Consider the following 24,457-nt stretch of genomic DNA (forward strand, 5'->3'; position numbering starts at 1 on the left):
AACGCCAACGCCAACGCCAACGCCAACGCCAACGCCAACGCCAACGCCAACGCCAACGCCAACGCCAACGCCAACGCCAACAAATTGTGCATTAACTTATGATCAATGGTTACAACTAAAAATGGGAGATAGTCTGGCTCAAAGCAATACTAAGCTAGGATGTAATGGAGTATGGAAATCCGATACTGTTGTCGCAAATGGAGTCACCCAAAGTAACTATTTATGGGGTGAACTGACTAAAACTAATAGTGTTTCAGCAAATTTTCAGAATAATCGGATAACAGGTAAAACCTTTGTACCAGAACGACAACCAGAATCTAGCTGCTTCCCAACAGGTGCTGCTCTCAATCAAATAAAAACCGGTTTAAATCGTGGTGAAGTAGAACAAATTATTGGCTGTAAAGGTCAAACAGGCAATAGTCTTTCAGTTTCAGATAATACAATACAAACAAGCTATAACTGGGGAACTGCAAGCAAACAATTTCTCGTGTTAAATTTTGACAATAATCGATTAACAGGACTTTCTTATAACAGCTCAAATCAAAACTCTAGCTGTGAACCAAACCAATCTGCATGGAGCAATATCCGCATCGGTGACAACTATCAAACAGCAATGACTAAAATTGGCTGTGAGGGGATTTTACTGAATATTACGGATGTCGGTAGCACACCAAAACTCACCTATCACTGGGGTAATTTAATCAACCAGAACTATGTTCAACTTGGTTTCAGTAATGGACAAGTCACAACCAAATCATTTACTCCTAAATCTGGTAGTGTCTCAAGTTGTACACCGACAACAGAACAATGGATGAACGTGAATCTAGGTTCCGATTACAATACAGCAAGAAGCCAATTGGGCTGCGAAGGCGTTTTACAAGGCGCTGTGGCTGTGAGTAATAGTGAGTCTAAGCTTACCTATAATTGGGGGCGTGTTGGGTCACAATTCACACTATTTAGCTTTGATAATGGTAGTCTTTCTACTAAATCCTATAATAACTCAACACAGCGTTTCAACTGCGAACCTACTCAGCAACAGTTCAATCAAGTACAAATTGGTCAATCTATAAGTCAGGCTACATCTTATTTTACTTGTGCTGGCGCAATGAATAGCATGATACAAGTTTCAGCTAACGTAATCACCCGAAGTTATTCATGGGGACAAATTACAAAAACCAACTTTGCTTTAATTAATACAGATAACGATATCGTAACAGCGAAAAGTTTCCATCCTAAATAACCAGATTGCCCTTTGCATCATCTAGATGCAAAGGGCTTGTTTGTTGAGATAAAAATCAACCATGCAATTTTTCAACAATCGACTTCACACGTTTTGCATAAAGTTTCGCTGTTTCCAAGTCCCCTGTCGGAATCTCATCGGTACTCGCATCCGATGGTGACTGAACCAGCAATCCAACCGAGCCACCTAAGTTGTTTACATCTTCACGTTTTGCATCTTTGGTATTGGCTGGTAATAACCCCAAACTCACCCAAATACCGCCATGCTGAGAGGCCAAGGTTTGCAATTGAATCAAAGTCACTTGCTTATCACCATTCAAACTCGCGCTGTTTGTAAAACCTGCAAAGACTTTATCTTGCCAACCACGGGTAAACCAGATTTTTGAAGAAGCATCAGCAAATTTCTTAAATTGCCAAGGGGTTGCCGCCATATACGTCGGTGCGCCAAAAACAATACCCTGTGCATCATTCAAAGTCTGCCAGTCTTGCTCTGTGATCTCACCATTCTGATCAATTTCAATCAAAGCTGCATCAATTGCACCTGCAAAAGTTTCAGCAACCACTTTGGTATGGCCATAGCCAGAGAAATATACAACTGCAATTTTTGTCATGGGATTATCCAAAATTTTTCAAAAGTTCGATTTAATGATATATTTTAGAAACTAGGTGTCAATTAGTTACCTATTGGTAACTACGGGCATCATATTGTAGAAATGAGGGTTGTCGCCATGAATCAGGCATTAAAATATGATATTTATCAACAACATTGTCCTGCTCGTTTATTTTTTGAAAAAATTGCAGACAAATGGGTTTTATTGATTATCAATACACTCGCCCGAGATACCCAACATTTCAATTTACTCAAAAAGAGCATTCAAGGCATCTCACCTAAAGTATTGTCACAGAAACTAAAAATGCTGGAACGTGATGGCTTTATTCAAAGACAAGTACAAGATACGGCACCGATTCGAGTCGATTATTCACTCACCCCACTCGGTCTGGAAGTTGCAGAAATGGCGTACCAACTCAAAGATTGGGCTGAAAGTAACATCGAACAAGTAATATACGCTCAACAACGTTTTGATACGATACAGCAACAACAATTCGAATAATTTCGTGAGATGCATATGTACCCACAGCCTTTGATTGCGGTGGCCGATGTCGAGAAAACCAGCCTGTGGTATCAAACGGTACTGGGTTTAAAGAGCGGACATGGTGGCAGAGAATATGAACAATTGCTGTTTGAGCAGTGCATGGTGCTGCAATTGCATCAATGGCAAGCCCATGACCACTCACATATCGGAGACCCGAAACGGGTAGTTGGTAACGGCGTTTTACTTTGGTTTGAAAGTACTCAATTTGATGAGATTGTAGAGAATTTACAAACCCATCAAGTCGAAATTTTAGAAGGCCCCAAATACAATCCCAATGCACATCACCGAGAGATTTGTTTTAAAGATCTGAATGGTTATACGTTGGTTGTGGCCAGCCCGTATGGTGATCTCTAAGCTGCGAAACTAGAGTTGTTTAAAACCTTGTTGTCGCCACGCCTCATAGACAATCACGGCAGTTGCATTCGAAAGGTTTAAGCTTCTTGAATTTTCCGCCATCGGCAAACGAATCCATTGCTCTTGCGGGAACATCAAACGCACCTGCTCTGGCAGACCACGGGTTTCAGGCCCCATCAACAAAGCAACTGGGCGATTCAGATTAACCGTATGCGGTGTCGCTGTCCCTTTGGTGGTAAGCGGAAAGACATGCTCAACGCCTTTGGTTTTTAAGTCGGCAAGACAAAGTTCGATATTGTCCCAGATTTGCATTCTCGCCCACTCGTGGTAATCCAGACCTGCACGCTTCAACTTCTTATCATCCAGCTCAAAACCCAATGGTTTGACTAAATGTAGCTGCGCACCTGTATTGGCACATAAACGAATGATATTACCTGTATTCGCTGGAATCTCAGGCTCATATAGAACGACATGAATCACAAATTTTCTCTACTTTAAAATCTCCCCTAGCCCCTCTTTAAAAAAGAGGGGGACTCCTCCCTTTTTTAAAGGGAGGTTGGGAGGGATTGCCATTTTAACTGTTCACGTAGACTCACCACTTCACCAATAATGGTTAAAGTCGGCGCCACGATCTGATGTTCAGATACTTTGGTTGCGATGTCTGCCAATGTACCTACCACCACTTTTTGCTCAGGGGTAGTACCTTTGGAAATTAAGGCCACAGGCATGCTTGGACGCTGGCCATGGGCTATCAATTGCTCACAAATACGTTCCAAACCGACCAGTCCCATATAAAGGACTAAAGTTTGGTTTTCGTAAACCAGTTCATTCCAAGGTAACTCAGGTGAGCCTTCTTTTAAATGCCCTGTCAGGAAACGCACACTTTGCGCATAATCACGATGCGTTAGTGGAATACCCGCATAAGCCGAACAACCTGAAGCTGCGGTAATCCCCGGCACAACTTGGAACGTCACATTGGCTTCCACCAACTCTTGAATTTCCTCTCCACCACGCCCAAAGATAAAAGGATCACCACCTTTTAAGCGGCATACACGTTTACCTTGTTGCGCATAATCTACCAATAAGGCGTTGATACCATCTTGTGGAACAGAATGATTAGAACGTGCTTTACCCACATAAATCTTTTCAGCATCACGGCGACACAAATCTAGAATCGGTGCTGACACCAAACGGTCATAAATCACCACATCGGCTTGTTGCATCAAACGTAAGGCTTTTAAAGTCAGCAGTTCTGGATCACCCGGCCCTGCTCCCACCAGATACACCTCACCTTTCGGCGCAGTCCATTCTGTTAAAGCCTGCTCAATCAGATCATTGGCTACATCGATATTATCATTGAAAACCTGTTCTTTCAGCGGGCTGGCATACAGGTTTTCCCAGAAGACACGGCGTTCGTCTGGATTGGCAATTTTGGCTTTGACTTGCTTACGCCACTGGCCTGAAAATTCAGCCAATTTGCCCATACCATGCGGCACAATGGTTTCGATCTGAGTACGTAGCTGTCTGGATAACACGGGTGATGCGCCATTGGAAGCCACCGAGATTACCAAGGGCGAGCGATCAATAATCGCAGGCACCATAAAGCGACAATGCGGAATATCATCAACACTATTCACCAGCAGATGACGCTGTTCACACTGTTCAAATACACTTTTATTGACTTCGGGCTGATCTGTCGCAGCAATCACCAAGCGATAAGGCATTGACAAAACATTTTCAGAAAAAGGCGCTTGAATATATTGCCCTGTCGATTGCTCAACCAGTTGGCGTAATTCAGGAAGGATGTCTGGTGCAATCACATCGACGATTGCACCAGCTTTGACGAGCAGGCTTGCTTTGCGGTAGGCAATATGCCCACCACCCACAATCAGACCACGTTGCTGCTGCAACTTTAAAGAGATTGGGAAAATTTCCACATCACGCCTCTATATTTTCAATCTGACTGAGCTCAAGCAAAAACGATGCACACACATTCGATGCAAAGTTTAGTCGATATAGCTAACACCGCCCATATATGGACGTAAAACTTCTGGAATCTCGATTGAACCATCAGCACGTTGATAGTTTTCCATCACCGCAAGCAAGGTACGACCCACCGCTAAACCTGAACCATTCAAGGTATGCACCAATTCGATCTTCTTCTGATCGACACGGTAGCGTGCTTTCATACGGCGTGCTTGGAAATCGCCCATATTTGAGCAGCTTGAAATTTCACGATAGGTATCTTGGCTTGGTACCCAGACTTCTAGGTCATAGGTTTTAACTGCGCCAAAGCCCATGTCACCACCACAGAGCAAAATCTTACGGTACGGTAAGCCCAATGCCTGCAAAATACCCTCTGCGTGTGCAGTCAATTCTTCAAGTGCCTGCATAGAGTGCTCTGGTTTCACGATTTGCACCATTTCGACCTTGTCGAATTGGTGTTGGCGAATCAAACCACGGGTATCACGACCATAAGAACCTGCTTCGCTACGGAAACATGGGGTATGTGCAGAATATTTCAGTGGTAAACGATCAGCATCAATAATTTCGTCACGAACGAAGTTGGTTACTGGCACTTCAGCCGTTGGAATCAGGTAATACTCTTTTTCACCTTGTAGCTTGAATAAATCTTCTTCAAACTTAGGCAGTTGACCTGTACCACGTAAGCTGTCTGCATTGACCAAATATGGGACATAAGCTTCGGTATAGCCATTTTTAAGCGTATGTGTATCCAGCATGAACTGAGCCAAAGCACGTTGTAAACGCGCCAAAGGACCTTTCAAAACACTGAAACGTGAGCCTGTTAATTTGGTCGCAGTTTCAAATTCCAGACCACCCATCATTTCACCAAGGTCGGTATGATCTTTAATCTCGAAATCAAATTGACGTGGTGTGCCCCATTTTAAGATTTCAAGGTTATCGCTTTCATCTTTACCAAAGGGAACAGATTCATCAGGCAAGTTTGGAATCGCCAATGATTTTTGCTCAAGCTCGGCTTGCAACTCAGCTAAAGCCACTTCCGCAGCTTTAATCTCATCACCAATGGCTGCCATACGCGCCATGATTTCAGAAGCGTCTCCACCCGACTTTTTGATTTGACCGACTTGCTTGGCACCCGCATTACGCTCAGCTTGCAAGTTTTCAGCTTTGGATTGCAAATCTTTACGGCGAGCTTCTAAATCAGCCCACTCTTGCACATTTAGCTGAATACCACGTTTTGCCAAAGCAGCGTTGACCGCTTCGATATTATTTCTAAGTAATTTTGGGTCGATCATAATCAATCATGAATAGAGAAAAAAACTGGCTATAGTGTAAGGCTTTAACCTAAAAAAATACAGCGATTGGCAACAAAGTCTCAGCATCTACACCTGAGATGTAGATGCTGGAGAAGAACTAGTTTGGATCTTTAGGCAGGCTCGGTAAATATTCCGCCTTCACAAACTGTTTGGCAGCATAATATGGCAACGTCAATTCACTCATGCCTTCAGCATAGGACGCCAGTTCATACAGCGGATAAACAAATACGATACCATTCACACCATAATAATAGTTATCGCTGACCTGGAGTTGCTCTTTCTTGATGCTATGGTCTTCGAGCCAGTTTTGATTGGATGCATACAGTTCATCACGCAGTTTGGTATTCATATCAGGCTTGAGCAATTCACTGACCGTGATATGTTTTTTATTGCTCAAATCAAAATTCACAAATTCTTGATGTGACATACCATGTGCCGCCCCCGCAGAGTAGGAATAAGTCTGGATCGCAAAAGTCGCTAGATTATAATTTTGCCCAATAAAACGCACATAAGTACTGCTTTCACTTTGCGATGGCTCATCCGCTGGAACTTTTACTTTTTGATCCGCAATATTGGAAAATGCATTTGGCTCGGCCTTTTTCATTCGGTTTACGAAATAGTCATCAATCCATTTCTGATTAGTTTCAACTGTTTGTAAATCATAAGTAGTGCAGCCATCCTCTAGACACACTTTTTGTTTTGGCAGTTTAACCGCCACGACTTTTGCATGAATCAATGGAATATCCACTTTTTCCGTTGTCGCTGAACTGTCCTTTTTGGGTTGGCAACCCGCAAGTGCAACAACTGTCAGAATTGGGAGCAGTGGAATCATTTTTGATAATTGTGAAGTCTTCATCGTCATGCAAGTCTCTGATGTTTTTCTTCACTATACAAAGCCTTGCCCAGAGATGAAATTAAAAAATGTATCCAGAATTCGCCCAGAAAAAAAGCCGCAACAGTTGCGGCTTTTTAGAGGAGGCAATCGATTACTGATCAATAATATCGGTGCCTTTAGGTGGGGTAAAATTAAACACCGAAGCTGGAATCGGCTGATTCACTTTCAGGTTGCTAAAACGCACATAAGTGGTCTGACCTAAAGAGTCCTGTAATACCATCAAGTTTGGCGCTTTATTCGCTCCAAAACTAATGGTCAGACTTTGGAAAGCCCCATCTTCCTGTTTTGGATACAAGGTGTAATACAACTTGGTGCGGTCAGGCTGAGTCACACGATATGTTTGCATGATCTGATTGGTATTACCTGACAACAACAAGGCAGGCGTATTGGCAATTTGGTCATCCAGACTTTGACGTACCGCTTGCTGTAAGTCTGGATCATAAATCCACACCACTTTACCTGTAGTCACGATCGTTTGTTTTGCCGGACTCGTGGTCTCCCAATAGAACTTCCCGGGACGTTCAACTTTCATCGTCCCCTTAAAAGCCTGATTCATATGTTGAGCAGTTAAACCCTTTTTTTGTACTGCTTTATTACTGGTTGCCACTTTTGTGGTTTGTTCAAAATCTGCGGTGAATCGTTGCAAGCCAGATAGCTGTTGAACCAAACTGGTCGTGGCTTGCTGGGCCGATGCAGCGACTGGTGCAGCGAAGACCTGACTACTCACAACAGGAGCAAGTGTCATTGCACTTAACGTTGCAGCATAAGCCATTTTTTTTACGAAATTCATAAAAACAACCTTCTATCAGATTTCTACTGGTATGACGACATCTTACTGTTTTTGATCATTAAAAAAATGAAGAAAAGCAATGATTTTGTGTAATTCGTGTCGCAAAGTTCTGCATTATGTATGAAGTTACAGCCTTTATGTAGAGATTGTAAGAACGAAAATTAACTTTTCGACCATTCACCAGTGGCATTCGTCAATGTCCGATCAGGGAAAATTATTGATCAGCTTGAATCTAGACGAATCATCAACATTTGCTAAGCTAAAAACCAATGATTTTAACCTGTATCATTCATGAAAAGTCTTGCCTTTATCCATCGCAATGACACTCGATTTGCGATTGGTGATTTTTATCCAGCTCTTTCCGTGTTTTCTTATCAAGAGCTGGGCAATACCACCTCCCCCTTTTTATTGCTAGATCACCTAGGGCCAGGGCGCTTGGCGCCAAAAAGCAGTAAAAAAGGCGTGAATGAACATCCACACCGTGGTTTTGAAACGGTGACATTTGTGTTTGCGGGCGAACTACAACACCAAGACTCAACCGGGCAAGGCGGAATCATCGGCCAAGGTGATGTGCAATGGATGACTGCAGCCTCTGGCATTCAGCATACAGAACATTTTAGCCCTGCCTTTCGTGAACGGGGCGGATACTTTGAAATGCTGCAATTATGGGTCAACCTTCCCGCAAAAGATAAGATGTCTCCACCGCGTTATCAAAGTTTATTGAATCACACCATCCCTAAAGTACCACTCGAACAAGATGCAGGCTATGTGCGGATTGTGGCGGGACAGTTTCAAAATATTCAGGGCATAGCACAAACATTTAGCCCGATGCAGGTCTTAGACGTTCATTTAAATAAAGGGCATCCGTTAATACTTCCTGCCCAGCATGGCGACAGCACTTTAATTTATCTCCGTAAAGGTAAGCTTCAATTCACTGAACATGAAGACATTTTGGAAGAACAAGCCTTAGCGGTAATGTCGAGCTTTGATACCGATGTTTCAATTACGGCATTAGAGGATAGTGATCTGTTATTTTTATCTGCACCACCCTTGCAGGAGCCGATCAATGGACATGGCTTTTTTGTGATGAACAGTTATGCGGAAATTTTACAGGCCTATGAGGATTTAAAAAGCGGGGCTTTCGGAAAATCTTAAAACCAATACATACTGCAAAAATCCAGTACATATAAAAAAACCCGCTAAAAGCGGGTTTTTTCGAACTATTAAAACTTAAGCTTCAACAGTTACATAGCGACGGCCAAATTGACCTTTCACTTCAAATTTTACTACGCCGTCAGCAGTAGCAAATAAAGTATGGTCACGGCCCATACCAACATTTGCACCAGCGTGGAATTCTGTACCACGTTGACGAACGATGATGTTACCAGCAGTTACAGTTTGACCACCGTAAACTTTAACACCTAACATCTTAGGATTCGAATCACGACCGTTCTTCGTCGATCCACCGGCTTTTTTAGTTGCCATGTCTATTTACTCCTCGTATTAGCCTGCGATACCAGTAATTTTCAACTCGGTAAACCATTGACGGTGACCTTGTTGCTTACGGTAGTGTTTACGACGACGCATTTTGATGATGCGGATTTTGTCGTGACGACCATGGCCAACTACTTCTGCAGTTACTTTTGCGCCAGCTACAACTGGAGCACCGATTTGAATGTTGTCACCGTTAACAACCATTAATACGTCATCAAACGTAATAGTCGCGCCAGTTTCAGCTTTCAATAATTCTACTTTAAGGGTTTCACCCTCAACAACACGGTGCTGTTTACCACCGCTTTGGATTACTGCGTACATAATGTACTCCAACTTGCCCGTGTCGTCGTGTCGATAAAGGGATATACCGATCTTAAGACGAACGCCACTGGGGTTATACAAGGGGACAAATTTTAAGTGAAAATTGATCAAACAACAAGTGATTTTACATAAACATATGGATATCGTTAACTTGTTTGAATTTTTGAGCAAAATCAATTAGATTGATGACGAACTGTTTTGATTGCTTCTGATCAAAATTTGAAATACATTTAAAAAAACAAATTGCAACTATAACAAGCTGTGTTTTTACAACGCCATAATTAAAGTGATGGCATTCGGTGGGAAACTCCCTTTTCTGTCTAAATTAAGACCAAAAAACTCACCATCGTGTCTTAAATGACGGATTACACAGTCTGTATAACTGTTAAGTGGCCGATTAATTGATACACTTGGCAACATTACCCACCTATACGAGGTTTTTCTTCATATGGTTATCGATTTTAAGCAAGACATTCTCTCCCCTGTTGCGACAGATTTTGCTGCGATGGATCGCCTCATTAATGAAGGAATTAGCTCTAAAGTCGGTTTAGTGATGAGTGTCAGCAAGCATGTCGTAGAAGCAGGCGGTAAACGTATGCGTCCGATCATGTGCTTACTCGCTGCGCGTGCCTGCGGTCTAGCCAATATGCAACAAGCACAACACTTGGCAGCCGTGATTGAAATGCTACATACCGCGACCTTGGTGCATGACGATGTCGTAGATGAATCGAGCCTACGCCGTGGTCGCCCCACTGCAAACGCAACCTGGAACAACCAGACTGCTGTTTTGGTCGGTGACTTTCTGATTTCAAGAGCTTTTGATTTATTGGTCGATTTAAATAATATGACCTTATTAAAAGATTTTTCAACAGGAACCTGTGAAATCGCAGAAGGTGAAGTATTACAGCTGCAATCTCAGCACCAGCCAGAAACCACTGAAGAAACCTATTTAAGAATTATCCACGGTAAAACCTCCCGTCTATTTGAGCTCGCCACCGAAGGCGCAGCCATTTTGGCAGGGACGGAAGAATATCGTGAACCTTTGCGTCGCTTCGCAGGTCATTTTGGTAATGCCTTTCAAATTATTGACGATATTTTAGATTACACCTCTGATGCAGAAACATTAGGTAAAAATATTGGTGATGATTTAATGGAAGGCAAACCGACTTTACCGTTAATTTCAGCATTAGCTCATTCAACTGGTGATGATCACGAGATCATTCGTCGTAGTATTGCAACGGGTGGTGTGGAGCATTTAGATAAAGTGATTGAAATTGTTCATCACTCAGGTGGCCTAGATTACTGTCAAAAACGTGCACAACAAGAAACGGATGCCGCTTTAGAGGCGTTAAAAGCGCTACCAGATAATGAATATCGCCAAGCACTGATCAATTTGACTTTAATGGCTTTACATCGACTACAATAATTTTCTGACTATCTATGCAATTAACTGTATCTGATCTTTTTTTAAAAATGCAGGAACAGCTTGATCAACCTCAAGCTGTTCTTGATGAACAACTGCTGATTGAACTGGTCAATCGGATACGCCCAAAAAATTCCAATGATGCAGATGAAGTCAAACAACGTATTCATGCGTTGATCAAAATATTATTGCTGACACCAACATCAGCAATTCTCGTACAGAATTTTTTACTGAAACTGATCAGCCAATATAAACAGATTAGTTTATATGCCGATAGCGGCATTCTCTCGCTGGATGGCTTCTGGAATCAGTTAGGACAACGTTTAGGCGCACATTTCCTTCCTTTAGTCGAAGATGGCCAACAACTCAAAACCTTGATTGGGAAAGTCTTTCATCAGGAAAATGACAGTGAATGGCTCGATCTGATTGACAACCAGGACTGGATTACGCTCTTTAACCTGTTAGGTGAAAGTCAAAGCAATACTACTGAAAAACAGATTTCAAAGAATGAGCTCATTAAAGCCATTACGGTACTATCTTATCGGATCAGTGGGATCGGCTTATATCCTGAATTTATCAATGCACAACCCGATATTACGGAATATGAATCTCCTTTTCTGGTACAAAACCGAGAAATTGTAGAGTTCATTGAAAAATATAAAAAACAGATTGATGACCAAGATGCGGTTGCAGTTTTACCGCCACCAGATGCCTCTCAAGCCTTTGTAATGCTGGATCAATGTCGTGAAGTCGTACTGAAAATTCGCCGTGCCACTAAACGGATTGGTGTCAGTATCAGTCTGACCTATTTATTGTCGCTACTAGAGCAAGCCATTGACCGTATCGAACTGTTACTGACCTTACTGGCCAGCAAGAATGACGCTCGATACACGGCATTAGGTGAGTTAATCACTGACTTAACCAAAGCGCATTATAATGAGAAAAGTGTCCGTCATTTACTCACCTCAACCAGTGAGTTAATTGCCTTACAGGTGACGGAAAATGCCAGTAAAACAGGTGAACATTACGTAAGTACAGACAAAGCCGGCTTCTTTGGCATGTATAAAGCAGCGGCTGGTGCTGGTGCGATTATTGCCACCATGGCAACACTCAAGATTTTAACAGCCCGTTTGGTACTGGCGCCGTTTGGTCATGCTTTTTTATACAGCATGAACTATGCGCTTGGTTTTATGCTGATTCATGTGTTGCACTTTACCGTTGCCACCAAGCAGCCAGCCATGACTGCAGCTGCTCTGGCTTCAACCGTACAGCAACAAAAAGGCAGCAAAACCGCACAGATTGCAGAACTGGCCGCATTGATCATTAATATTATCCGAACCCAGTTTATCGCCATTTTAGGCAATATCTCGATTGCCATACCAACTGCAGCATTAATTACCTATTTATGGCAATACAATTTGGGCGAACCTTTACTCAATCATGCCAAATCGGCCACACTCTTACACAGCCTGAATCCATTCACCTCTTTAGCTGTTCCACATGCGGCAATTGCGGGTGTGTGCTTATTCTTCTCTGGTCTAATTGCAGGTTATTTCGATAACTTGGCAGTCTACCGTAAAGTCGGTCCTCGTTTAAAACAGCATCGAAGCCTAAAACGCTGGATGGGGCAAAAACGCTTAGACAAGTTTGCCAATTATATCGAAACCAATCTCGGGGCATTGGCTGGTAACTTTCTGTTCGGGATTATGCTTGGCAGCATGGGAACCATTGGATTTATTTTAGGCTTGCCTTTAGATATTCGTCACATCGCCTTTGCTTCAGCAAACTTTATTCAAGGTTTAATGACCATTGGCAGTCCTGACATTGGTTTGATTTTAGTCTCATTTCTTGGTGTGATGCTGATTGGTTTAACCAACTTATTTGTTAGCTTTACCTTGACCATTATTGTTGCACTTCGTGCACGACGTGTGCGTTTTGCACAATGGAAGCCCTTAGCAAAATTAGTAACCACCCACTTTCTGACTCGACCAAGTGATTTTTTCTGGCCTCCAAAGCAACCCGTCGAGGTTGAAGAGCAAAGTAAAAATAGTCCAACACCCCACTAAGCTTTTACAGACAAAGACCTCAAAGTAAAAGTCTAACCTTTGAACTATTTTTGCGTATAATCAGCCAACCAAAAATAGTTTAAATGGGTTGGTATTCCCTACATCTATTAATCAATAGACCTCTGCTCTGTCACGGTATCGCCTTTGATCAGGAGAGACTATGACCTCAACGCCTACGTCTCTCAAAAGAAATGGAAAGATTTAAGTTATACCAGCTCATTTCCCCGCTTGGTTAGTAACCTGACACTGTTAACAGATAATTAGTACTTCATTTCTAAATGCTGTACTTGAAGCCTAAAAGTCGATATAAATCTATATGTTCTAATTGGGTTGAATTACACTTTTAGAAGATCCTCTACAATATTAACTAGAGCATTTATGATAAGTAGAACCTCTTTTAACAGATGAAAAGATCAAAGTAAAAATGAGATATACATCAAATTTTGTTATGTTTTTTTACTACATCTTAAAAAAACATAGAAATGAAATTATCATAAAATTTCAAGACTTGACCAAAAGTGTACTCGCGAGTACACTTTCAAACACTCAACACCCCCTAAACATCGGTTAAGCAAAAAATGAGTAGCGGATGCCTTACCTATTGCTTTGTATTGGTTGCTTTTTTTTAGGACTTGGTGTGATTGGATTAATCAATCCCAACGCATCAACTTTAGATCTTTTGAGTGTTCAAGCTTTTTTTGAGCACCGTTCATTTACTCTTAATCATGTAACAATTCTGCTTTCCAGACTCGGTGGGATGCCTTTTTTACTATTTTTAACCACATTTTTGTGTCTTTACCAAACTTGGATTAAAAATTATAAAAATTTGATATTTATCTCTTTTAGTGTGACTGGCAGTATTGCGATTGGTTGGGTTCTGAAATGGAGTATTGATCGGCCAAGACCAATGGAGTTTTATCACTTGGTTCAAAGTTATGGCGCATCCTTCCCAAGTGCCCATAGCCTTTATGCTGCAACCCTTGCGAGTTTAGCCATATTGTTGTGTCAACAATATAAACATCGCAACAGTGTCATTTTAGTATCTACTTTATGGTTTATCTTCATGGGGATATCTAGAGTTTACGCTGGGGTTCACTACCCAACTGACGTACTTGCCGGTTGGGGAATTGGGTTGATTTGGACTTCGTTGCTTTGGTTTTGGCTGTATCAAAGCACTTTCAGCAACAATTTGTTTTTAGATAAAAAATCTAAATTGAGGTGGAATAATGATGTCGGCTAAGCTTTGGGCTCCTGCCCTAACTGCTTGCGCATTAGCAACAAGCATTGCGCTTGTTGGTTGTAGCAAAGACCCTAAAAATGCACAGCAAGCTGCTGCTGCCCAAAAGATGCCGCCTCCAGAAGTGGGTGTCATTGTCGCTCAACCACAAAGTGTTGAACAAAACGTCGAACTGTCAGGGCGAACCTCAGCATACCAAGTTTCGGAAGTTCGTCCACAAACTGGTGGCGTGATCTTAAAACGATTATTTGCTGAGGGTAGCTACGTTCAAGCAGGTCAAGCACTTTATCAAATTGATGCCAATACCAACCGTGCCACAGCAGACAATGCTCGTGCAACCTTATTGCGTCAACAAGCAAACTTAAATGCCTTACGCGTGAAAGAAGGTCGTTATCGTCAACTGGTTGGAACCAATGCGGTTTCTAAACAGGAATATGATGATATCAATGCGCAAGTGAAATTGGCTGAAGCTGATGTTGCAGCATCTGAAGCAGCATTGAAAAATGCAGAAATTACTTTAGGTTACTCAACAGTTCGCGCGCCTATCTCAGGCCAGTCTAGCCGTTCTTCGGTGACGCCAGGTGCATTGGTCACTGCAAATCAAGCAGATCCTTTGGTGACAATTCAACAACTTGATCCAATCTATGTTGATATCAATCAATCGAGTGCTGAATTACTGCGTCTACGCCAACAGTTAAGCAAAGGCAGTTTAAACAACAGCAACAATACCCGTGTCAAGATCACGCTTGAAGATGGTTCAGAATACCCAGTTGAAGGTCAATTGGCTTTCTCTGACGCCAGTGTAAACCCAGATACAGGTACGGTGACATTACGGGCAGTGTTCTCCAATCCAAACCACTTGCTCTTACCAGGGATGTATGCAACGGCTAAAATCTCACAAGGCGTTTTGCCAAACGCATACCTAATTCCACAAGCAGCTGTATCTCGTTTACCGACAGGTCAAGCCGTTGCTTTAGTGGTCAATGCCAAAGGCACAATTGAGACTCGTCCAATTACAACCGTAGGTGTAAAAGGTCAGGACTGGATTGTAACTAATGGATTACAAGCTGGTGATAAAGTTGTTGTTGATGGTGTAGCCAAGGTGAAAGAAGGACAAGAAGTGTCTGCCAAACCTTATCAACCAAAAGCAGCTGAAGGTCAAAATACAGCGCCAAAAGCAGCTGAACAACAAAAAGCCAATTCACCAAAAGCTGAACAAAAAGCAACTGCAGAAGCTTAAGGGGTAGATTGCATGGCTCAATTTTTTATCCATCGCCCAATCTTTGCTTGGGTGATTGCACTGGTCATTATGTTGGCGGGTATTATCACGCTGACAAAAATGCCTGTTGCACAATATCCAACAATTGCTCCCCCCACGGTAACAATCTCTGCAACTTACCCTGGGGCATCTGCTCAAACTGTTGAAAATACCGTTACCCAGATCATTGAACAACAAATGAATGGTTTGGATGGTTTACGTTATATTTCTTCAAACAGTGCAGGTAATGGTCAAGCATCGATTAACCTAAACTTCGAACAAGGTGTTGATCCAGATATCGCCCAAGTTCAGGTTCAAAACAAACTGCAATCAGCAACAGCACTTTTACCTGCTGACGTGCAACGTCAAGGGGTCAAGGTAACCAAGTCTGGCGCAAGTTTCTTACAGGTTATTGCATTCTACTCTCCAGACAACAGCCTATCTGCCTCTGACATTAAAGACTACGTGAACTCAAATATTTCTGAGCCACTCAGTCGTGTTGCAGGTGTAGGTGAACTCCAAGTGTTTGGTGGTTCATATGCAATGCGTATCTGGTTAGATCCAGCAAAACTCACCAGCTTTAACTTGACGCCAAATGATGTTGCAACAGCCATTCGTGCCCAAAACTCGCAAGTGGCGGTTGGTCAGCTCGGTGGTGCACCGTCAACGGCAGGTCAAGTACTCAACGCAACCGTGAATGCACAAACCATGTTGCAAACACCTGAACAGTTTAAAAACATCTTCCTGAAAAATACGTCAGGTGGTGCTCAAGTTCGTTTAGGTGATGTTGCACGTGTGGAATTGGGTTCTGATAACTACCAATTCGACTCGAAATTTAATGGTAGTCCTGCAGGTGGTGTTGCAATCAAACTGGCAACAGGTGCCAATGCACTGGATACCGCTGCCGCAGTTGAAAAGCGTTTATCTGAGTTACGTCATAACTATCCAAGCGGTTTAAAAGACAAGCTTGCGTATGACACGACGCCATTTATTCGTCTATCAATTGAAAGTGTTGTCCATACGCTCATTGAAGCAGTCGTATTAGTATTTATCGTGATGTTCTTGTTCTTACAGAACTGGCGCGCAACGATTATTCCAACATTGGCTGTACCTGTGGTGGTACTCGGTACATTTGCCGTGATCAATATCTTCGGCTTCTCAATCAACACCCTCACCATGTTCGCAATGGTACTTGCCATCGGTCTCTTGGTGGATGATGCCATCGTTGTGGTCGAAAACGTTGAACGGGTGATGCAGGAAGAACATCTGGAACCTGTGCCTGCGACTGAAAAGTCAATGAGTCAGATTTCGGGTGCCTTAGTCGGGATTACCAGTGTGTTAACCGCGGTATTCGTACCGATGGCATTCTTTAGTGGAACCACTGGGGTCATTTACCGTCAATTCTCGATCACGCTGGTTACTGCGATGATCCTGTCTTTGATCGTAGCATTAACCTTTACCCCTGCCCTGTGTGCAACCTTGTTAAAACAACACGATCCAAACAAGCAAGAAAGCAACAACATTTTTGCGCGTTTCTTCCGTTGGTTTAACCGTAGTTTTGAAAAACTTTCAGAGAAATACCAAGGCGGCGTCAATCGTATGACCCACCACAAGTTATTCTCTCTTTTACTTTATGCAATTGTGATTGCAGGCTTGGTTGGCATCTACAAGATGTTGCCATCTTCGTTCTTGCCAGAAGAAGACCAAGGTGTAGTGATGACATTGGTTCAATTACCGCCGAGCGCCAGCTTGGAACGAACCGATAAAGTCATTGATACTATGACTGGCTATTTCTTGAATAAGGAAAAAGAAAATGTAGAGTCAATCTTTACAGTTGCTGGCTTCTCATTCACAGGGGTAGGTCAAAACGCGGGTCTTGCCTTTATTAAATTGAAAGACTGGAGTGAGCGTACTTCACCTGAATCACAGATCGGTGCCATCATTCAACGTGGTATGGCATTGAATATGATTGTAAAAGATGCGTCTTACATCATGCCTTTACAATTACCTGCAATGCCTGAATTGGGTGTGGCTTCAGGTTTTGATATCCAGTTGAAGGATGTTAGCGGTCAAGGGCATGAAAAACTGATTGCTGCACGTAATGCAGTATTGGGTATGGCATCTCAGGACAAACGTCTTGCGGGTGTACGTCCAAATGGTCAAGAAGATACACCACAGTACCAGATCACCATTGATCAAGCGCAAGCAGGTGCAATGGGTGTCAGTATTGCAGATATTAACAACACCATGAGCATGGCTTGGGGTGGCTCATATATCAATGACTTCGTTGACCGTGGTCGTGTGAAAAAAGTTTATGTCCAAGGTGAGGCGGATACCCGCATGATGCCTGAAGACTTGAACAAGTGGTATGTTCGTAACAACAAAGGCGAAATGGTTCCCTTCTCTGGCTTTGCCAAGGGTGAATGGACTTATGGTTCACCTCGTCTAGAACGTTATAACGGCGTATCATCTGTCAACATCCAAGGTACTCCAGCACCAGGTGTCAGCTCGGGTGATGCAATGTTGGCGATGGAACAAATTATTGGTAAATTACCCTCAATGGGCTTATCAGGTTTCGACTATGAATGGACAGGTTTATCTTTAGAAGAGCGTGATTCTGGTAGCCAAACAGCGCCATTATTGGTTCTTTCACTCTTAATCGTGTTCTTGTGCCTTGCAGCACTCTATGAAAGCTGGTCAGTCCCCGTTTCTGTATTACTGGTTGTACCTTTAGGTATCGTCGGTGCATTTACATTAACATGGTTAGGCATGATGATTAAAGGTGATCCAAACTTATCCTTTAACATTTACTTCCAGGTTGCGATTGTTGCCGTAATTGGTCTATCTGCGAAGAATGCGATCTTGATCGTCGAATTCGCAAAAGAATTACAGGAGCAAGGCGAAGAACTATTTGAAGCAACCTTACATGCTGCGAAAATGCGTCTACGTCCGATCATCATGACCACACTTGCATTCGGTTTCGGTGTTTTACCACTTGCGCTTGCAAGCGGTGCTGGCGCAGGTAGCCAACACTCGGTCGGTTATGGTGTACTAGGTGGTGTAATTTCTTCAACACTTTTAGGTATTTTCTTCATCCCTGTATTCTTCGTGTGGATTCGTAGTATCTTTAAGTACAAACCTAAAACTTTAAATACTCAGGAGCATTGATCGTGATGCAAACTGTATGGTCTATTTCCAGTCGTGGCATTGCAATCTCTGCACTCGCGCTGTCTTTGGCTGCCTGCCAAAGCATGCGCGGGCCAGAGCCTGTTGTAAGCTCAGATATTCCTGATAGCTACGCGTCTTATGGCAATGCTTCTGGAACATCAATCGCAGAACAAGGTTACAAAGATTTCTTTGCTGATCAACGTTTACTGCAAGTGATTGATCTGGCGCTTGCCAATAACCGTGATTTACGTACTGCGGCTTTGAATATTCAAAAAGCGCAACAGCAATACCAAATTTCGGAAAACAACCAATTACCAACGATTGGTGCAAGTGGCAGTGCGGTTCGTCAAGTTTCTCCAAATGTGAACCCAAATAATCCATATTCAACTTATCAAGTCGGCTTAGGCCTTACTGCATATGAGTTGGATTTCTGGGGTCGTGTACGTAGCTTGAAAGATGCAGCTTTGGATAGCTATCTTGCAACGCAGAGCTCACGTGATGCAACGCAAATCAGCTTGATCAGTCAAGTGACTCAAGCTTGGTTAAACTATTCTTATGCCAATGCACATTTAAAATTGGCTGATCAGACGCTGAAAGCTCAACAAGATTCGTTTAACTTAAACAAGAAACGTTTCGATGTTGGTATTGATAGTGAAATCCCAGTGCGTCAGGCACAGATTTCAGTAGAGACTGCCCGTAACGATGTTGCAAATTACAAAACCCAAGTCGCACAGGCACAAAACCTGTTGAACTTACTTGTGGGTCAGCAAGTGCCTCAAAACTTGTTGCCACAACAACAGGTCGCACGCATTACCCAAAAAGGTGCTTTAAGTGCAGGTTTACCAAGTGATTTGCTCAACAACCGTCCTGATGTTAAAGCTTCTGAATACCAATTAAGTGCTGCAGGAGCGAATATTGGTGCTGCTAAAGCGCAATTGTTCCCAACCATTAGCTTAACCGGTTCCGCGGGTTATGCCTCAACTGATTTAAGTGATCTGTTCAAGGCTGGTCATGGCGCATGGTCAATCGGACCTAGCTTAAATATTCCAATTTTTGACTGGGGTACACGTAAAGCCAATATCAAGATCTCTGAAACCGATCAAAAAATTGCACTGGCTAACTATGAAAAGTCAGTACAGTCGGCTTTCCGTGAGGTGAACGATGCTTTGGCGACGCGTGCCAACATTGGCGACCGCTTAACGGCTCAACGTCGTTTAGTCGATGCGACCAATACCACCTATAAACTTTCTAATGCCCGCTTCCGTGCAGGTATTGATAGCTATTTAACGGTATTGGATGCGCAACGTTCGGCTTATTCGGCTGAACAAGGTTTATTGTTATTACAACAAGCAGACTTGAACAACCAAGTCGAGCTGTATAAAACATTGGGTGGTGGCATAAAAGCGACGACCAGTGAAACCATAACGCATCAGCCTTCTAGTTCACAACAGCATTACGCAAAAAAATAATTTTTATCTTTTGCAATAAAAAAGCTCACTTCGGTGAGCTTTTTTATTGCAACAATTGCGAATATTTCTTATCTTCAAAGTAAATAGATTAATGATTTTGAAAATACAATGTTACTAAGCAGTTTAGAGTCTGTACCGGGTCACGAAATTTTACGTCAGCTTGATGTGGTTTATGGCAGCACCGTGCGCAGTAAACATGTCGGCCGTGATCTCATGGCTGGTTTAAAAAATATCGTGGGTGGTGAATTGACAGGTTATACCGAACTGCTGGAGGAATCACGTCAGGAAGCGACTCAACGTATGATTGACAAGGCTCAAGCTTTGGGCGCGAATGCGATTGTCGGGATTCGCTTTTCAACTTCAAATATTGCCCAAGGCGCCTCTGAACTGTTTGTCTACGGTACCTCTGTGGTAGTGCAACCGGTTGCCCCTAAATTGCCTGATCCATTTGCTGCATAGGCAACGACATGGAAGGATTAATTTTTCAGATTGTTCTGTTTCTGATTCTCTTCGCAGTTGGCTGGGGCTTTGGTCGTCATATCGAACAAAAACACTTGCGCGAACTGGAGCAGAAAGAAAAACAATTTGCACATATTCGAATTGATACCAATCGTTTTGTGCAAACCACAGCGCGTGGGCAAATGATCAGCAGTAATGTAGTGATCTCACATGACTATTTTAAATATGTGTTGGCCACCATTCGAAACTTTTTCGGCGGGCGTTTAGTCAGCTATGAAAGTGTGGTGGAACGCGCACGCCGTGAAGCTGTGATTCGTCTTAAGCAAGAAGCCCATACCATGGGTGCCAATCAGATTATGGGCGTTCGACTCAGTACCACTGAATTGGGGATGCAAGGTGGGATGGTTGAAGTGTTTGCTTATGGAACAGCAATCATCAACACACATTAAAAAAATCCTGTGTATGACACAGGATTTTTGCTTAGGATTCGGCAAAGATCGCTTGCCAATAATGATAGGTTTTCTCTTCCCCATCTTCTAACTTAAACTCGTATGACATCTGACGAGTTTCAGCAATTTCAAATTTAACAGGATGTTTAAATAAACCGCCTGCATAAGCAAAGGTATGGTACTCGCCGTTTTCACCACAGACATCAACTTCGCTTGGCATCCGTTCTATCAAATTTGCATCGATATCTTGGCCAATAAACGATTCATCTAGCTTACTGGCATCGGTCACGATGATTTTGGTTTGAATGCCTGAATCCAAGAAGTCTTGCATCACTTCAGTCGAGTTCAGGTTCCAGATTGGCTCAACCACTTCAATGCCTAAAGGATGCAAACGGTCTTCACGATATTTTCGTACATCGCTCAGGTAAATATCACCAAAGATAAAGTGCTCAACCCCCTGTGCCTTAAAATGATGGGCAGCATCCAACATACGTTGCTCATAGACAGGTAGATTTTTCGGCAAAAACACTGGATAAAGTGGAATGCCAATACTTGCAGCTTGCTTTTCAAGCAATGCATGTGGAATGGCATGCATGGACGACAACTCTGTTTCTTCATTGACCGTGGTTAATAAGGCAACCACCTCAAACTCATTTTGTTGTAACACCGTATAAAGTGCTAATGCCGAATCTTTACCACCGCTCCAGTTAAACACAGCTTTCTTGCGATTGTTCACACTTATTTCACTTTCATTTTGCGAATCATCTTATACAACAAGTTGGGTGACAATCGAGAGACCAACACACCCAATTGTTCTTTTTTCCCACCGACGACAATATATTGCTCGCCGGCCATTAAGGATTCCACCACCCGTTCAGCAAAAACATCGGCATCGAGACCATTTTCAATGGCTTCATCCTGATGCCCTTGGGGTTTTCCTTCACCATTCAACGCATTAAAAGAGACATTGGTTTTAACAAAACCAGGAAAGACCACCGAGACTTCAACACCATCATTCGCTACTTCAGCACGCAAACTGTTGGCCCACATATGAATCGCCGCCTTAGCAGCAGAATACGTGGCGCGATATTGTGTACCCAATAAGCCCGCGACACTGGAAACAAACACCACCCGACCTGATTTTTGTTGCAGAAAAGTGGGTAATACGGTTTTAGTAAAGAAGACTTGGGAAAAATAATCTACTTCCATAATGGCACGTTCAGTATGCATGGTGGTGTCTTGAATCAGGGCCCGTTGACTCAAACCCGCATTATTGATCAGCCAGTCAATCCGTCCCTTACAGGCCAAAACCTGTTCATGGGCATGGCGGACCTGAGCTTCATCAGTAATGTCTGCTGCAATCGAAAGGTGTTGTTCAGGTTTAAGTAAACCCACCCGTACCGCTTCCAGTTCATCATAACGACGTGAAGTCAGGACTACCTGTGCGCCTTGCAAGGCACATTCCCGTGCCAAGGCTTTGCCTAAACCGGAAGAAGCGCCTGTAATCCAGACCACTTTATTTTCAAGCGTTTTGAGTTTTGCCATTTTGATATTCTACCTATGCTTGCTGACGCATAAACTTAAGAAAGTAATCCACATATGTTGCAGCCAACTGCTGATCAATTTGCGAACCTAATTTTTCTAGACGCTTATAACCAAGATGAGTGGTCATATTAATCACTCCATTTAAGGTTTTATCGACCACAAAATTGAACTTCAAACATTTCTTCGGTTCGCGGATTAAATGAGTCACCCCAACATCAATCACTTCGGTTAATAATTTCAATGCTTTTAAAATCTCAGCATGCTCACCCTGTATAAGTTTCTGGCTGGATGCTTGGATCTGCTCAGCCAATTGCTGCTTAACAGGATAAGTCATATAAATACGTTCATCTTCAAGATATAAGGTTTTAGAAAGATATTCGACCAAAGGAATTAAGCGGTCATTGCCAAAGAACGAGATTGACCATGGCATATACTTGCGAATAGCCTCTAAAATTTGTTGTATGACTTTTTCAGATTCACCCGTTTGTGAATGCTGTTGGTTTTGTTGTAATAGCACTATAAAAACCTGTTCAATCACTTCACAAGCCATTTCAGATAAAACATTACCTAAAGCATTGGCCTGACTCTCTTTATTTCCTTGTAATAACTGCGTCCGAATATGTGCAAATCTTGCATAAGTATCCGCATGAATATTTAAAAAAACGGCGGTCTTCATTCTAATAACCCTAATTTTTAGATCACATAAAAAAGAGCTTGTGATACAAGCCCTTTTATCAGATCAACTTTTCTATCATTTTTTGCATTGTACTTGCCGAATTTAGCACACTCTATTCTGTATCGACATGCATAAATGCTAAAAAATGCTTGACGCAATCTGTTGCCGCATCACTATCCACCTGATTGCCCATTTTCTCTAAACGCTTATAACTTAAATGTGCCGTCATATTAATCACTCCATTTAAAGTTTTATCCACTACAGTATTAAAATTCAGACATTTTTTCGGTTCACGAATCAAGCTGGTCACGCCTAAATCGACAATTTGAATCAAGGTTTGGAACACATCAACCATCTCACTGATTTCATTATTTTTCAGTTGCGTAACGAGCGTATGTGCTTGCTGAACCAATTGTCGATCAATCGGATAAGACACATAGACCAGCTCATCGTGATACTTGATCATATTGGAAAAATAATTGGCAAATGGACAGAGACGCTCATTGCCAAATAAGGCAATCGACCATGGCATATATTTGCGTACCGCAGCAATAATCTGTTGAATCACTTTCTCAGATTCAGCCGTATATTTTTGGGTTAACTGATTCGGTTGGCGATTTTGGATCAATAACACGGAAAAGACCTGCTCGACAATCTCACAGGCAATTTCTGACAGCACTTCACCCAAGATACGAGACTGGCTTTCATGCGTGCCTGCATTCAGTTGCTGACGAATGCTTTCAAATTGTCCATGTGTAACGTCATTAATTTTCAACAGGATTGAATAAGTCATGAGCAGCACCTTTTTTAGTTTTTCGCATTTTTATATTGTTGTTTTAAGCATCAATATTTTTAAGTTATGTGATGCATTAGACAAATCTAATCCTATTTGTATAAAAATCCAACGCCTTTCATCGGCTTTTTTAGAAAAAAATGAAGTCTATAAAGATGTTATGGTAATTGAGTAGCCAATTAGCGGTAATCAAAACCATTTTATGAAGATGTACTAAACACCCTTCTATAACAGTTCAAAAAACCGCAAATTAGTCATTCTTTAAGCGGCTTTTATCATTCACATCCGCTCAGGCTGAAATGCCTACAGAAGCGAGGATTTTTTGCTACAATAGATCTAATTTTTTATTCAATTTTAATCTTCTGTAC

The 24,457-nt window shown here is 42.3% G+C and carries 25 protein-coding genes; 13 read left to right on the plus strand and 12 right to left on the minus strand.

What is annotated here, in order from left to right:
• A partial coding sequence (locus tag Aba26S_RS21145; protein WP_171248942.1) for a hypothetical protein occupies window positions 1-1,240 on the plus strand: 1,240 nt, incomplete at its 5' end.
• A 55-nt stretch (window positions 1,241-1,295) separates the two neighbouring features.
• On the opposite strand, the gene Aba26S_RS12170 is transcribed toward Aba26S_RS21145, so the two are convergent.
• Window positions 1,296-1,850: a flavodoxin family protein gene (locus tag Aba26S_RS12170; RefSeq protein WP_005269623.1), complete on the minus strand. Its 555-nt coding sequence runs from the start codon at window positions 1,848-1,850 to the stop codon at window positions 1,296-1,298.
• A 117-nt stretch (window positions 1,851-1,967) separates the two neighbouring features.
• Here Aba26S_RS12170 and Aba26S_RS12175 point away from each other — a divergent pair, with 117 nt between their 5' ends.
• Window positions 1,968-2,351 (plus strand): helix-turn-helix domain-containing protein, encoded by a 384-nt coding sequence (locus Aba26S_RS12175; protein ID WP_005243824.1) that lies wholly within the window; start codon window positions 1,968-1,970, stop codon window positions 2,349-2,351.
• Window positions 2,352-2,366: 15 nt separating this feature from the next.
• Window positions 2,367-2,747: a VOC family protein gene (locus Aba26S_RS12180; RefSeq protein ID WP_043972278.1), complete on the plus strand. Its 381-nt coding sequence runs from the start codon at window positions 2,367-2,369 to the stop codon at window positions 2,745-2,747.
• Window positions 2,748-2,756: 9 nt separating this feature from the next.
• Here the strand turns inward: Aba26S_RS12180 and Aba26S_RS12185 are convergent, their stop codons facing one another.
• The 5 genes from Aba26S_RS12185 to lolA form a co-directional block, all read right to left on the minus strand.
• Window positions 2,757-3,227, minus strand: coding sequence for a tRNA (cytidine(34)-2'-O)-methyltransferase (locus Aba26S_RS12185; protein ID WP_005243828.1), 471 nt, complete (start codon window positions 3,225-3,227; stop codon window positions 2,757-2,759).
• A gap of 65 nt (window positions 3,228-3,292) precedes the next feature.
• On the minus strand, window positions 3,293-4,684 hold the full coding sequence (gene cysG / locus Aba26S_RS12190) for a siroheme synthase CysG (RefSeq protein ID WP_043972282.1): 1,392 nt from the start codon (window positions 4,682-4,684) through the stop codon (window positions 3,293-3,295).
• Between the two features lie 69 nt (window positions 4,685-4,753).
• A complete protein-coding gene (gene serS, locus Aba26S_RS12195; protein ID WP_004803122.1) occupies window positions 4,754-6,025 on the minus strand; it encodes a serine--tRNA ligase in 1,272 nt (423 codons plus the stop codon).
• A gap of 118 nt (window positions 6,026-6,143) precedes the next feature.
• Window positions 6,144-6,908, minus strand: coding sequence for an RsiV family protein (locus tag Aba26S_RS12200; RefSeq protein WP_005243832.1), 765 nt, complete (start codon window positions 6,906-6,908; stop codon window positions 6,144-6,146).
• A 124-nt stretch (window positions 6,909-7,032) separates the two neighbouring features.
• The gene (lolA, locus tag Aba26S_RS12205; protein ID WP_005243833.1) at window positions 7,033-7,731 is read right to left on the minus strand and encodes an outer membrane lipoprotein chaperone LolA; all 699 of its coding nucleotides are present in this window, start codon (window positions 7,729-7,731) and stop codon (window positions 7,033-7,035) included.
• 291 nt (window positions 7,732-8,022) lie between these two features.
• Here lolA and Aba26S_RS12215 point away from each other — a divergent pair, with 291 nt between their 5' ends.
• Complete coding sequence (locus Aba26S_RS12215; protein ID WP_043972288.1) at window positions 8,023-8,886, plus strand: pirin family protein; 864 nt, start codon at window positions 8,023-8,025, stop codon at window positions 8,884-8,886.
• Window positions 8,887-8,961: 75 nt separating this feature from the next.
• On the opposite strand, the gene rpmA is transcribed toward Aba26S_RS12215, so the two are convergent.
• Together rpmA and rplU are read right to left on the minus strand one after the other, a co-directional pair.
• Window positions 8,962-9,216 carry a 50S ribosomal protein L27 gene (rpmA, locus tag Aba26S_RS12220; RefSeq protein WP_004640422.1) on the minus strand — a complete coding sequence of 85 codons (255 nt, stop codon included), beginning with the start codon at window positions 9,214-9,216 and terminating at the stop codon, window positions 8,962-8,964.
• An 18-nt stretch (window positions 9,217-9,234) separates the two neighbouring features.
• Window positions 9,235-9,546, minus strand: coding sequence for a 50S ribosomal protein L21 (rplU, locus tag Aba26S_RS12225; protein WP_004652230.1), 312 nt, complete (start codon window positions 9,544-9,546; stop codon window positions 9,235-9,237).
• Between the two features lie 448 nt (window positions 9,547-9,994).
• On the opposite strand from rplU, the gene sdsA reads away from it, so the two are divergent.
• From sdsA to Aba26S_RS12265, 8 genes are all read left to right on the plus strand, one after another.
• A complete protein-coding gene (sdsA, locus tag Aba26S_RS12230; protein ID WP_005269593.1) occupies window positions 9,995-10,972 on the plus strand; it encodes an All-trans-nonaprenyl-diphosphate synthase in 978 nt (325 codons plus the stop codon).
• A gap of 14 nt (window positions 10,973-10,986) precedes the next feature.
• Window positions 10,987-13,035, plus strand: a complete 2,049-nt coding sequence (locus tag Aba26S_RS12235) for a site-specific recombinase (RefSeq protein WP_043972292.1) — start codon at window positions 10,987-10,989, stop codon at window positions 13,033-13,035.
• A 589-nt stretch (window positions 13,036-13,624) separates the two neighbouring features.
• Window positions 13,625-14,275: a phosphatase PAP2 family protein gene (locus Aba26S_RS12240; protein WP_043972295.1), complete on the plus strand. Its 651-nt coding sequence runs from the start codon at window positions 13,625-13,627 to the stop codon at window positions 14,273-14,275.
• Window positions 14,262-15,512, plus strand: coding sequence for an efflux RND transporter periplasmic adaptor subunit (locus Aba26S_RS12245; protein WP_005243845.1), 1,251 nt, complete (start codon window positions 14,262-14,264; stop codon window positions 15,510-15,512). The genes Aba26S_RS12240 and Aba26S_RS12245 overlap by 14 nt, the downstream gene beginning before the upstream one ends.
• Window positions 15,513-15,524: 12 nt before the next feature.
• On the plus strand, window positions 15,525-18,698 hold the full coding sequence (adeJ, locus tag Aba26S_RS12250; RefSeq protein ID WP_043972298.1) for a multidrug efflux RND transporter permease subunit AdeJ: 3,174 nt from the start codon (window positions 15,525-15,527) through the stop codon (window positions 18,696-18,698).
• A 5-nt stretch (window positions 18,699-18,703) separates the two neighbouring features.
• On the plus strand, window positions 18,704-20,167 hold the full coding sequence (gene adeK, locus Aba26S_RS12255) for a multidrug efflux RND transporter AdeIJK outer membrane channel subunit AdeK (protein ID WP_005243849.1): 1,464 nt from the start codon (window positions 18,704-18,706) through the stop codon (window positions 20,165-20,167).
• A gap of 108 nt (window positions 20,168-20,275) precedes the next feature.
• The gene (locus Aba26S_RS12260; RefSeq protein ID WP_043972300.1) at window positions 20,276-20,626 is read left to right on the plus strand and encodes a YbjQ family protein; all 351 of its coding nucleotides are present in this window, start codon (window positions 20,276-20,278) and stop codon (window positions 20,624-20,626) included.
• Window positions 20,627-20,634: 8 nt separating this feature from the next.
• Window positions 20,635-21,075, plus strand: a complete 441-nt coding sequence (locus Aba26S_RS12265; RefSeq protein ID WP_043972302.1) for a YbjQ family protein — start codon at window positions 20,635-20,637, stop codon at window positions 21,073-21,075.
• Window positions 21,076-21,106: 31 nt separating this feature from the next.
• On the opposite strand, the gene Aba26S_RS12270 is transcribed toward Aba26S_RS12265, so the two are convergent.
• The 4 genes from Aba26S_RS12270 to Aba26S_RS12285 all read right to left on the minus strand — a co-directional run bounded on the left by Aba26S_RS12270 (window position 21,107) and on the right by Aba26S_RS12285 (window position 24,089).
• The gene (locus Aba26S_RS12270) at window positions 21,107-21,817 is read right to left on the minus strand and encodes a diphthine--ammonia ligase (RefSeq protein ID WP_043972304.1); all 711 of its coding nucleotides are present in this window, start codon (window positions 21,815-21,817) and stop codon (window positions 21,107-21,109) included.
• Complete coding sequence (locus Aba26S_RS12275; RefSeq protein ID WP_043972306.1) at window positions 21,814-22,620, minus strand: SDR family NAD(P)-dependent oxidoreductase; 807 nt, start codon at window positions 22,618-22,620, stop codon at window positions 21,814-21,816. Before Aba26S_RS12275 ends, Aba26S_RS12270 begins: the two co-directional genes overlap by 4 nt.
• Before the next feature lie 13 nt (window positions 22,621-22,633).
• Window positions 22,634-23,296 carry a hypothetical protein gene (locus Aba26S_RS12280; protein WP_043972308.1) on the minus strand — a complete coding sequence of 221 codons (663 nt, stop codon included), beginning with the start codon at window positions 23,294-23,296 and terminating at the stop codon, window positions 22,634-22,636.
• Between the two features lie 112 nt (window positions 23,297-23,408).
• A complete protein-coding gene (locus Aba26S_RS12285; RefSeq protein WP_005243860.1) occupies window positions 23,409-24,089 on the minus strand; it encodes a hypothetical protein in 681 nt (226 codons plus the stop codon).
• Between Aba26S_RS12285 and Aba26S_RS12290 the strand changes: the two genes are divergently transcribed.
• The gene (locus tag Aba26S_RS12290; protein ID WP_155770354.1) at window positions 24,088-24,264 is read left to right on the plus strand and encodes a hypothetical protein; all 177 of its coding nucleotides are present in this window, start codon (window positions 24,088-24,090) and stop codon (window positions 24,262-24,264) included. The genes Aba26S_RS12285 and Aba26S_RS12290 overlap by 2 nt on opposite strands.
• The last annotated feature ends 193 nt before the right edge of the window (window positions 24,265-24,457 follow it).

The organism is Acinetobacter sp. NBRC 110496 (assembly GCF_000876115.1).
Lineage (GTDB): Bacteria > Pseudomonadota > Gammaproteobacteria > Pseudomonadales > Moraxellaceae > Acinetobacter.